Here is an 11,100-nt window from a genome sequence, read left to right on the forward strand (position 1 = left end):
GTCCTGCACTGGTGTCCTGCACTGGTCACACTGGCGACGGCGACGACAGTTCCAGGCCCGCATCAGCCACTACAAACGACGCGGCCACACACCACCAGAAGCCAACAAACCATCACGAAAAAGACCGTTGCAGTACTAGGGCGTGTTTCTTTGATGGGTTCGTCAGTTGATCGGATGTGTCTGTCCGATTAGTGATCACTGATGCGATGTGGGATCGGATCGAGCCGCTGATGCCAGCCATCCGGCCCGCGGCCGCAGGTGGGCTGACCACCGTCGAACACTTGAGGCCATTGCGTGGAAATACCGCACCAACTCACCCTGGCGGGACCTCCCCGACGAGCTGGGCCCGTTCCAGACCGCTCACAAACGGCTGATCAGGTGGGGCATCGACGGCACTTGGGAAAGGATCCTCGCAGCTGTCCTGGCAGCGGCAGATGCCAACGACGAAATCGACTGGACGGTGTCCGTGGACTCCACGGTCGTCCGGGCCCACCAGCACGCTGCTGGTGCAAGTAAAAGGGGGCAGCCCGATCTTGAAGTTTCCCCGTGATCCTGGACACTCGATGTCTACGCCGCGAGGGCGTGCTGATGCCGCTGCCTGGTCTCGGTCGGGGTGAGGCAGCCGAAGGTCTTGTGCTTGCGCAGGCGGCGGCGGTTGTGGAAGGTCTCGATGAAGTCGAAGACGTCGGCGCGCGCGGTGGCCCGGTCAGGCCAGATGCGGGTGCCGATCTCTTCCTTGAGGAGCGCCCAGAAGCTCTCGGCGGCGGCGTTGTCGAAGCAGGACCCGGTACGTCCACAGCTCTGCCGCAGGTTCAACTCGACTATCTTGTTGCGGAGTTCGGCTGATGTGTATTCGCTGCCGCGGTCGCTGTGTATGACGCATCCGGGGCGGAGGCCGGCCCGGCCGCGGGCCATCTTCAGGGCGTCCACGACAAGGGAGGCCCGGTGGTGGTCGGCCATGGCGTAGCCGACGATCTCGCGGGTGGCCAGGTCCAGCCAGCAGGCGAGGTAGAGCCAGCCCTCGGCGGTGGGCAGGTAGGTGATGTCGCCGACGAGCTTGGTGCCGGGGATCTCGGCGTGGAAGTCGCGGCCGATCAGGTCCGGGGCCGGCCGGGCCTTCTTGTCCGGCCGGGTCAGCGAGCGCCGCTTGCGGCGGGTGACACCCTGGATGCCGGCCTGGCGCATGATCCGGGCGACGCGTTTGCGGTTCACGGGCCGGCCCCCACGCCGCAGCTCGGCGTGGATCCGCGGCACCCCGTAAGTCTTGCGGGACGCGATATGCAGGACGGTGATCTCGTGCGTGAGCGCGTCGTCGGCCTCCTGACGGGCCTGGCGGGCGGCTTCGCCGTCGCACCAGGCGTAGTAGGAGGAGCGGGCGATTTTCACCGCCCGGCACAGCAGGGTGACCGGATAGCGGGCCTTCTCCGCGTGGATGAACCGGTAGAGCGCGTTCACCGGTCGTTCTCCTTCACGAAGAAGGCCGTCGCTTTTTTCAGGATCTCGATCGTCTGCTGCTGCTCGCGGTTCTGCCTGCGCAGGTGCTTGAGTTCCTCGCGTTCGGCACTGGTCAGCTCGCCCGGGGCACCCTCGCCACGGTCGGCCTGATCGCGGCGGACCCAGTTGCGCAGACTCTCCGGGCTGACCCCGAGCTCCCGGGCGACCTCCGTCACCGTCCTGCCCGAAGAACGAACGAGCCCGATCGCGTCCCGCCGGTACTCCGCCGAGTACCGCTTCGTGTACTTGTTTCCCACCTGGCACTACTTCCTCTGGAACCTCACGTCCCAGTCTCCAGGTGTCCAAGACCAAGGAGAAGCTTCAGCCGGCACCTCGACCGCGAAGCCGAGCACGGCCAACCACCGCCCGGGCGCGACGCGGAGGCCTTCCACGAGGGCATCCAAGCCCTCACCCAGTACCCCGCCGGCAAGGCGAAATCGTGCCGCCCCGACCGCCCTGGCTAGGGGATGTCCCCGGGGCGGGCGTCGCCGGGGCGCGCTGGGGCCCCGGCGGCCGGGCCCCACCAAGCTTTCAGGTCCCGCCGTCGCGGGCGACGTCCACCGCGGGGGGCGGCCCCGGGACGGCGGCCCGGCGACCGGTGGGGCGCAGCTCCGTGCTCGCGAACGGCTCCAGCGTCTCCCGGCCCTCTGCCATCACGTGGTGCTGCCAGCGGCGGAGCAGCGGATCGCGTTCTGCCGGGTCGTAGAAGGCGCTGTGGACGACGGCCTCGGTGCCGACCAGGCCCTCCGCGCGGGCGGCGGGGCAGTCGAGGACGACCACGACCTCGCCGGTGGCGAACGGCGGCGGGGTGCCCGCCTCCTCCTCGCCTACCTGGGCGCCCCCGACGGCGGGGTGAAGGAACTCCCCGTCACGGGCGCGGTCGCGGGCGGGCCAGTCGCCGTCCTCGTCCGGGTGCAGGCCCAGGGTGCGCAGGCAGTCGGTGGTGGAGGTCGCGGGCACGAGCTCGACGTCGAGCTGGAGCAGCTCGGGGGTGCGCGGGTACGGGCCGCGGGAGGTGACGGTCACCGGGCCGAACGGGGCCAGTACGGCGGCGATCTCGCGGGTGAGAGCGGTCCCCTGCTCGGCAGGGGCGTCCGCCCAGAGGTCCATCCAGACGGAGCGGTAGGGGGCCGGGGTCATGGCGTGGTCGCTTCCACGGTGGAGCGGTCGGTCGGATCGGGAAAAGCAGGGCAAGCGGGGGAACGCGGGAAGGAGCGGGGGAACGCGGGAAGGAGCGGGGGGACGCGGGGACAGCAGTAGGGAGCATCCAGAACCCACCGGGCGTTGCCGGCCGCTCCCCCGCACGGCGGTGACGTCCGGCAAGTCGGCGGGCGGGTGTCGCGGGGCCGGACGCGGGGGCCGGCCCCGCGACGCCGATTCCGCCCACGGATTCTATGCGGCAGCCCGGGCCGGTTTCCGTGCGTCACCGCGGCTGGCGGGAGTGGCACGGAATTGCTCCGGAAAAGGAATCCGGGAAGGGGCCGGCCCCGGCGGATCCATTCGGATCGGCTGTCGACATCGTCCAGGCCATCGGCTGGGGCCTGTGCCAGAAACCCGGCCAGGAATTCCCTTGCTTCGAACACACCGCAGCCGCCGTCCTCATACTCACTCCAGGGTGCGGTACGGGTCGCACCCGGGGAGGGGTGCGGGGTGGTGGGCACTCTCCCCGGGTCGCGACTGGGTGTGGCTACAGGCCCATGCCCGTCACCGTGCGTTCCAGAGCGTTGGCGTAGAGGCGAGCACCGCCGATCTTCGGGTGGAGTCCCTGTGCGGACAGTGTGTAGTCCCTGAGAACCGGGATCCAGTCGACGGTACTGTCGGATTTCGTGGCTTTCACTACGATCCCATGGATTTGTTCTGGATCGCCGCATGCCGCTTTCCCGGCAAAGTCACTGGTCGGGTCGGAGAACGTCACTTTTGCGCCCGCCTTGTTGGCGTCGTCCGCCGCGCCCTGCATGGCTATGGTGAGCACCTTGGCGATGCTGTTGAGCCAGATCGCGGAGCCCTCGCTGATGCCGATCTTGGGCAGCCCGGGGAGGCCGTACCTGAGGCAGGAGCCCTTGTCGGAGAGCAGGGGCGGGTAGCCCATGAGGACGATCTTCGCGTTCGGGGCGCGGTCCTGGATCTGCAGCAGCATGGCGGCGATGTCCGGCCGGACGATGTCGCTGATGATCCCCGGCACAGCTGTCGCAAATGGCTGATCGAGGAATTTCCTGTCCCGGCCGTTCACCAGCGGGTCCAGTTTCTTTTCGTCGAATTTGTCTTCACTGCAGTTGGATCCCAGAGAAACCATGCAGGACTGGAAGATGGTGGCGAAGCGTGAGTCGTTGCCGCCGATCGATATCGTGACCAGAGTCGTGTTCTGGTCCAGATAGCCTTGTCTGATCTGCGGGACCTCTCCGCCTTTGTCCTGTACCTCGCTCAGGACGTTGTACGTGCGGGCTCCGGAGCAGGCGATGAGGTGGTAGTCCATGTCCCCGTAGCCGCTGTCTTCGAGCTCGCCGACTGACTTGGGTCCGCCGGGCAGGGTGGCCTGCCGTGACCAGGCGTTGGTGGAGCGGTGGCAGGCGTCGCGGGTTTTGCCGTTCTTCTTGTCGTAGTAGTTGGTCTCGGGGTAGTAGTCGCGGTCGCCCTCGGAGGCTCCCTCGCCGGAGGAGTAGGAGTCGCCCATGGCGACGACGGAGTTCTTGGGTTTGCCCCTCAGGGGCTGGAAGACGACGGACTCCCAGGCGATGTCCTCGTCGGCCGTGCCGTCGGCGGTGGTGTTCGACAGGGTCACGCTGGGCTTGCCCGAGAAGTGGAAGACACCGAGGCTGAACCAGCGGTTGGCGCGCTGTTCGACGATACGGGTGTCGCTCTTGCTGTCGGTGTTGCGGACGGTGTAGGCGGCCTGCCGTGTCTGTGCTCCGGTGTCGGGCAGGTGGACCAGGACCCGCGCCCAGTCCAGGTTCTGGTTGAGGGTCCAGGTGCCGTCGATGTTCATGGCGCCGTTCGCGCCGCCGAGGTGGGCGTCGTCGCGGGTGTGGGCGTACCAGTAGTGGCCGCCGTAGCCGCCGCCGATCTGGTGCAGGTCCCCCTTGGCCTGGTAGGTGTTGTCCCTTGACGGGTTGAAGGTGAACTGGAAGGCGCCCGCCGAGGTCGTCTTGCCGCAGTCTCCCCAGGTGTCCGTGCCGTTGGGGATGGAGGTGACGAGCAGGCCGGCGGGGGCTCCGGAGCAGACCGGCTGGCCGTTCTGGAGGCGGTAGCCGCGGCCGGGTTCGGAGACCAGGGTCAGGTACTTGATGGCCTCGTGGCCGCAGCTGCTGGCGCAGTCCGGCTTCCAGGTGACGTTGGGCTTGTTCCACCAGTACTGCTGGTAGCAGGCTTCGTTCTTGCAGTCGGGCGGGGTGGCCGGGTCGCAGTTGTTGTCCCGGTTGCAGAAGACGTCCAGAGGCGGCGAGACGGCGCTGCGCTGGGTGTCGGTGTTCCACCAGGCGGGCCGGAATCCGGCGGAGGAGAAATCGTTGTCGCCGGGCCAGTCCTGGCGGCCGGAGGTGGAGTAGGAGAAGCCGGTGTCGATGGACCAGGCGGCCCATCCCATCACCTTCTCCTCGTAGGGCCAGTCCTGGGGGTGTGCGGCGTCCCGGTTGGCCTCGGCCCCGTCCACCTTGGTGTCCATGAAGGGGTGGCCCCAGCTCTTCTTGTAGAGGGGGTTGGCCGGGTTGTTGTACCAGCCCAGCCCCCAGTACCCGTTGTGCTGCGAGGTTTCCGACGGCGGGTTGAAGCCGAGGTTGTAGTTCCAGACCGCGGTGAACCAGTTCTCCACCCGGGAGGGGTCGTCGTTGTTGACCGTGATCTTCTGGCCGTCGGTGTGGACCTCGTTCCACTTGTCGGCCAGGATCTTCATCGCGGCGGCGATGTTCGACGCGTAGTCGATGGCGACGAGCTTCTGCAGGGCCGGGGACAGGCTGGCCTCCTTGTTCCCGTTCGCGTCCGTCTTCTCGTGCCCGGCCAGGCGCATGCCGTCGGTGACCTGGCCGACGCCGTAGCCGCAGTCGGATTTGTCCCAGTGGATCTGCCAGTAGGAGTTCGGGTCCCCGGGGACGGCCTTGTGGCCGTAGTAGCCGTCGACCGCCGCCAGCGGGTTGCCCATCTGGCCCGGAATGGCGCCTCCTTCGGCCTGCCACAGGTTCGACTCCTGGGCCATGACGCCGAGCAGGACGTTGGCGGGGATCTGGCCGCCGCCGTTCAGGGTCGGCGGGGGGAACAGACCCTGGGGGTCGACGGTGGCCAGGCCGGCCTGGCTGCGGTAGCCGCCCTGCCGGATCCAGTTGGAGCGCAGCTGTCCGCGCACGGCCATGTCGACGGCCCATTCCACCTGGTTGGGTGTCGGTTGCAGGGCCTGGACGTTGATGTCGTTGCGGGAGACGGCGCAATAGCGGTCGGGGTCGGTCGGGTCGTTGCCCAATCCGCCGGAATCGGCGGCGGCGCTGCGCTCAGCGGAGCCGGTCGCCGCCTTCGGAGCGCCCAGGGCAGGGGTGGGCTTGTTCCCCGTGCCTCCGGGGGCTTGCGGCTGCACGCTCTGCGTGAGCTTCGTCCCGGTGGTGGTGGCGGTGCTGGTCACCGTCACCGGCTCGGTGTCGGCCCCGGTCGCGGCGGTCCGGGCGGCGGGTTCCTCGGTCTTGGTGAAGCCCTTGCCCGCGTTCTTGATGCGGGACAGTCCTGCACGGATGCCGGGGGTGAGGACGGGATCGACGGCGAGGCGGCCGTGCGAGGAGACGTCTCGGGCTGCGGGGGCGTTGACACGGGTGACCCCGCTCCCCTCGGTGGCCGCGGTGCCGGTGGGGCGTCCGGTGAGGAAGACCTTGCCCGCCTCGCCCTGCATCAGGTCGAGGTCGCCGAGTTTGCCCGTGGCGAGGGCCGAGGGCTTGCCCGTGCCGGTGAACAGTTTCGCGGTGGCGGTGGAGCCGTCCTTGCGGTCGACGAAGGCCACCTTGCCGTCGGCGGTGGGGCGGATGTCGAAGGGCACGCTGTCCGCTCGGGCGAGGTCCTTGACCTTCCCGGCCCGGTCCAGGTGGATCAGGCGCCGGCCCAGGGCGGCGACCGCGCCGTCCGTGACCGGAACCGCACTGGTGATCTCGCCGTCGGCGGTCGCCTCGTTCGTGGTGTTGCCCGTGGTATCCACGGTCACCACACGCGATGTGGTGGCCTGGGGATCGTTCATGTCGCGGAACGCGGTGAACGCGGCCGTGTGGGTGGTGGTATTGCAGGCCGGATCGAAGTACGCCAGCGACGCGGTAAACGGCAGCTTGGTCACCTGGCCCGAGGCCAGGTCGACGATGGCGGTGAACGCGCCTCCCTGCATCAGGTCCGGCTTGTTGGTGAAGGCGCGCGGCGCGTACACGACGGCCACGTGCTCATGGTCCATCTGGCACTGGTTGCCGATCCACGAGTCCGCGGGCATGCCGGGCTCCGACAGTGTGGCGGCGGTCTTCCACGCGTACGCCTCGTTGCTGTCGGCGACCAGGATGCGCAGGCCGTCGCTGTCGGCGGCGGCGGTCACCGCACGGTCGGGGCTGGAGTGCCAGTCCGTGCCGAGTTTTCCGTCGGGGTCCGGCACCTGAACGGGAGGCGGCGGGGAAGGAGGGGCATCGATGGCCGCGCGGGGGCTCGGCGCGGCGAGGGCAGGTGCGGCCGTGAGCAGTCCGCCGGTCAGTGCGGCACAGGCCACGGCAGCGACCAGCGGCACCGGTATTCGTCTTCTCAAGGGTTCTTCCTGGACTGTGAGATGGGCTCCCGTGGCCCGACGGGACACGGCGGATCCATCGCGCCGGGCACGAGGCCGCCTGGCCGATGGGAACGAATGAGGGGCGGACGGGGAGTGGGCGGGAATGGCGAAGGGCGCGACAGCAGCCTGCCGCGCCCTTCGCGTGTCGCCTCCGGACCGTCGAGTGCCCCGGGGCGCCGGGACCGGATGCCGCGGTGCCCCGGCCGGTCTGCTCTAGACCCAGTTCGTGCATACCTCGCGGCCCGCGCCGCGCATGCACACGCGGGCCGTGCGTGCCGCCGGGTCGTAGAACATGCCGGTGTGCCGGATTACCGTGTTGCCGTCCGTGCCCTCGTACGTGAGCTGGTCCACGCGGGACTCGCCGAGGCTCTCGCACATGCTGTGGTCCAGGTAGCAGCGCTGGACGAAGACGGTGTAGTCGTACGGGTTGCTGCCCGGGGGATACAGGGCCCTGCCCCAGGCGTAGAAGTCACCGTCGGTGGTACCGGTGTACAGCTGAACACCGAACCCACTGCCGTGGTCCTGGCCGTCACGGAAGGTGGGGCCGCGCTGCCAGCGCTGGACGTTGGGGTCGTGTCCGTCACAGCCGAAGCCGGAGCAGGAGGTGACGGTGGCCGATGCGGTGCCGGGCGCGATCATCAGTGTGCTGAAGGCGGTGAGGGCGGACGCGAGCACGAGTCCCGTGCGGGACAGGAGGCTGTTTCTCTTCATCGTCAAACGCACTTGCGTTCCTTTCGACAGCGGCCCGACGGCCGCATGCGGAATATGGCGGAGCCGTGGCCTGCGGAATGCGGGCACCACGCCCGCGACCCGGCTCAGCCAGCCGTGTACCACTCCTGGTTCCCTGCCGCCTCGTTGCGGCTCTTCGGCCACCACTGGACCGCGTCCGTGTCGTTGGCCGTGCTGAATCCGGGCATGTCCAGAGCCATGCCGCTGTTGACGTTACGCACGGACACCCCCACCTGGCCGACCTCCTCGACCCACTGCTGGTTCGCCCCACCGGTGCACTGCCACACGCGCACCGGCGCACCGGCGTCCCGGCGCCAGTCGGCGACTTCGAGGCACTTTCCGCTCTCGACGTTGCGGTACGTCCATGCCAGGCGGCCATCCGCCGTCCGCGTCGCGTTGACGGCCCACATCTGGTTGGCACCGCCGTTGCAGTCCCACTGCTGGGCGGGAGCACCGTCGTAATCGTGGTTCAACGGGATCTCGAGGCATTTGTTGCTTGCGACGTTCACGATGCGGTGGGTCCCGGGACCTCCGCCGGCGCTCGCCGGAGACGCGGCGATCAAGCCGACCGCGGCCGCCACCGCCGTGGCCGTGAACGTCTGGATGTGTGTCTTTCTCAGCATGGATCTTCCCCCTGTATTGCCGGTCGATCAGTCGCCACCGAGCTTAGAAAGAGGCACCGTCGCGGCAGTTTGCACTCAGCGCCGAGTTCCTTGATCCTTAGCGCGCGTACCACTGCTGATTGCCAGCGGGCTCACTGGTGCCCTTGGGCCACCACTGGACGGCATCGGTGTCGTTGGCCGTGCTGAATCCGGGGATGTCCAGTGCCATGCCGCTGTTGGCGTTGAGAAGGGACGTGCCGGTCCGACCGATCGCTTCGATCCACTGCTGATTGGCCCCGCCGGTGCACTGCCACACGCGGACAGGAGCACCGGCGTCCTTGCGCCAGTCGGCGACTTCGAGGCACTTTCCGCTCTCGGCGTTCCGCAGGGTCCACGCCTGACGGTTATCGGGCCCCAGCGCCGCCTCCACGATCCAGGTCTGGTTGGCGCCCCCGTTGCAGTCCCACTGCTGAGCCGGCGCACCGTCGTAATCGTGGTTCAGCGGAATCTCGAGGCACTTGTTGCTGTTCACGTTCACCATCCGATGGGTGATCGTGCCCGCGGCGTCCGCCGGGACCGCGTTGATTACTCCGAAGGCGGCCACGGCTGCCGTGGCCAAGGCCACCTGGACGCGTGTCTTCTTGCGCATGGTCGTTCTCCCCCTGTGCCGGTGGTTGATCAGTCACCGCCGAGCCTAGGAAAGGAGATCGTCACCGTCGTTTGCCCCCAGCGCCGAGTTCCTTGATCTTCAGCGCGCGGAACTCGGAAGGGCTGAGTCCACACGCCTCGCGGAAGGCACGGCTGAATACCGCCGGGCTGGTGAAGCCCCACCGCGCCGCGATTTCCTGTACCGGTGTGCGCAGCTCGGGGCGGGCCAGGTCATTGCGGCACTGCTCCAGGCGCCGTCGGCGGATCCTCACCTGGACGCTCTCACCCGATCCGTGGAAGAGCTGGTGCAGTGCCCGGACGGACATGTTGTGGTGGGCCGCGATGACGGAGGGAGTCAGCTCCGGGTCTCCGAGATGGTGGTCGATGAAGGTGTGGATCTGCCGTGACAGCGTCTGTGCGCGGGTCTCGGCCGGCAGGTCCCCCTCGATGTCAAGGTGATGGGCCAGGCAGGCCGCCGCGAGCTCGGCCGTGATCGTGCCCAGGCGGTCCAGTTCCTGCGGTGTGCACCGGTCTCCGTTGTCCACCAGGGACTTCATCATGGAGGCCAGAATCGCCGCGATGCCGTGGCCGCCGGGCAGGCGACGGGCCAGCAGGCGCTCGATCTGGCGGGTGCGCAGGGGCACGATGTTCCGGGGAAGCTGTAGGACGACCAGTTCGCCCTCGCCTCCTCGGGCTGGAGACCGGGCCGTCCAGGGCCGGGAGGTGTCCCACATCACGAGGTCCCCGGCACCGGCGCAGCAGTCGTTGCCCTGTTGGGACAGCACCATGGAGCCCTTGGTGACCAGCGCCAACTGGTACTGCTCCGGGTCGCTGCGTCTGATCAGCGCGGGGGTGCGCCGCGACTGCAGAGGCAGGTAAGCGAGCTTCGACATGCAAAAGTCGCCCAGGTCCAGGACGGCGGCTTCGGCCTGGAAGCGGGCAGGGCACTCACTGCTGATCGCCGTCGGCACCACCTCACGCGAGACCATGTCCGCGAACCAATCGAAGCGTTCCGTAGCGGGCACCTCGCTCGACGACACCACCGTCCACACGTGCTTCTCCAATTCTCGATACTCTTTAGACGTCGTTCATTTGCTACGGCGACGGTTCCGGATAAGGGCTGCGGCTATGCCGACGCACGCGATGAATTGTTCTGCCTTGCGTGCGTAGCAGAGATGTAGCCGACGGCAGCCGCCGAGACAGGGCACGGCCCTCTCCACGACCCATCGATGGCCGCCGAGCCACACAGAGGACTCGAAGCCATTACAATCGATGCGGTGGCGGATACCGCGTTGCGGAACCATCACCCCAGATGGGCGCAGTCGAAACCCTTTTCAGGGTGCAGTTTCGTCGACTATCGCTTGCGGCGGCCTCAGCGGGAGCGGATGCGCGCAATCCCACGCACGAGCGATTCCAGGCCGAGGCTGTCGTGCACGTCGGCGCCCGAAATGCCAAGCGAGACGGCCAGTTTGTTMTGATCGGTAATCAGGTGGATATTCGATGCCAATAGGCAGCGGCCGGCCGGGTTCGCCCCTATCAGCGCCGCCCCATTTTTTTCCGCCCCGCAGGGATCATCTTAACGAGCGGGCGTTGTCACCCTCGCTCGTAGTAGGCCTCAATGGGGGTGCGTGCCTCGTCGAGCAGGGCCGGGCCCTCCTGCGCCACCGTCGGCCATTCGCCCRACTGCGGGTTGAGCTCCACGAGCTGCTCGGTGGAGAGCGCGTAGATGATGCGCGACGTGTGATTTTCAGTGGTTGGCGACAGGGCTTTCAGTAGGTGTTTTTGCTGGTGGGCGGGTTGCGGGGTGTCGTTCTTCTGCTGAAGGCCGGTGTCGTTTCCCGCTGAAGGTCTGCTGTCGCG

Annotated in this window: 8 protein-coding genes and 2 pseudogenes; 1 reads left to right on the forward strand and 9 read right to left on the reverse strand. The window is 68.0% G+C overall.

Annotation, left to right across the window (positions count from 1 at the left end; genetic code table 11):
• Positions 1-176: 176 nt before the first annotated feature.
• A pseudogene (locus AB4039_RS39405) lies at positions 177-547 on the forward strand (IS5 family transposase); the annotation flags it as partial.
• Positions 548-567: 20 nt separating this feature from the next.
• Here the strand turns inward: AB4039_RS39405 and AB4039_RS39410 are convergent.
• The 9 genes and pseudogenes from AB4039_RS39410 to AB4039_RS39450 form a co-directional block, all read right to left on the reverse strand.
• Entirely contained in the window at positions 568-1,455 is an 888-nt protein-coding gene (locus AB4039_RS39410; RefSeq protein WP_442273032.1) for an IS3 family transposase, read from the reverse strand.
• The gene (locus AB4039_RS39415; protein WP_266845384.1) at positions 1,452-1,751 is read right to left on the reverse strand and encodes a transposase; all 300 of its coding nucleotides are present in this window, start codon (positions 1,749-1,751) and stop codon (positions 1,452-1,454) included. Before AB4039_RS39415 ends, AB4039_RS39410 begins: the two co-directional genes overlap by 4 nt.
• A gap of 274 nt (positions 1,752-2,025) precedes the next feature.
• Positions 2,026-2,634: a hypothetical protein gene (locus tag AB4039_RS39420; protein WP_442273033.1), complete on the reverse strand. Its 609-nt coding sequence runs from the start codon at positions 2,632-2,634 to the stop codon at positions 2,026-2,028.
• 547 nt (positions 2,635-3,181) lie between these two features.
• Entirely contained in the window at positions 3,182-7,240 is a 4,059-nt protein-coding gene (locus AB4039_RS39425) for a GDSL-type esterase/lipase family protein (RefSeq protein WP_266845388.1), read from the reverse strand.
• Positions 7,241-7,474: 234 nt separating this feature from the next.
• Positions 7,475-7,978, reverse strand: a complete 504-nt coding sequence (locus AB4039_RS39430; protein WP_442273034.1) for a hypothetical protein — start codon at positions 7,976-7,978, stop codon at positions 7,475-7,477.
• 98 nt (positions 7,979-8,076) lie between these two features.
• Positions 8,077-8,613: an RICIN domain-containing protein gene (locus AB4039_RS39435; RefSeq protein ID WP_442273035.1), complete on the reverse strand. Its 537-nt coding sequence runs from the start codon at positions 8,611-8,613 to the stop codon at positions 8,077-8,079.
• Between the two features lie 97 nt (positions 8,614-8,710).
• A complete protein-coding gene (locus AB4039_RS39440; protein ID WP_266845392.1) occupies positions 8,711-9,241 on the reverse strand; it encodes an RICIN domain-containing protein in 531 nt (176 codons plus the stop codon).
• A 61-nt stretch (positions 9,242-9,302) separates the two neighbouring features.
• Positions 9,303-10,304 carry a helix-turn-helix domain-containing protein gene (locus tag AB4039_RS39445; protein WP_266845394.1) on the reverse strand — a complete coding sequence of 334 codons (1,002 nt, stop codon included), beginning with the start codon at positions 10,302-10,304 and terminating at the stop codon, positions 9,303-9,305.
• A gap of 529 nt (positions 10,305-10,833) precedes the next feature.
• A pseudogene (locus tag AB4039_RS39450) lies at positions 10,834-11,100 on the reverse strand (hypothetical protein); the annotation flags it as partial.

The organism is Streptomyces sp. M-16 (assembly GCF_052114405.1).
Taxonomy (GTDB): Bacteria; Actinomycetota; Actinomycetes; order Streptomycetales; family Streptomycetaceae; genus Streptomyces.

Excerpts from the sequence above, each read along its gene's own strand:
- AB4039_RS39420 (WP_442273033.1), bottom strand. The coding sequence starts at position 2,634 with ATGACCCCGGCCCCCTACCGCTCCGTCTGGATGGACCTCTGGGCGGAC.
- AB4039_RS39435 (WP_442273035.1), bottom strand. The coding sequence starts at position 8,613 with ATGCTGAGAAAGACACACATCCAGACGTTCACGGCCACGGCGGTGGCG.
- AB4039_RS39440 (WP_266845392.1), bottom strand. The coding sequence starts at position 9,241 with ATGCGCAAGAAGACACGCGTCCAGGTGGCCTTGGCCACGGCAGCCGTG.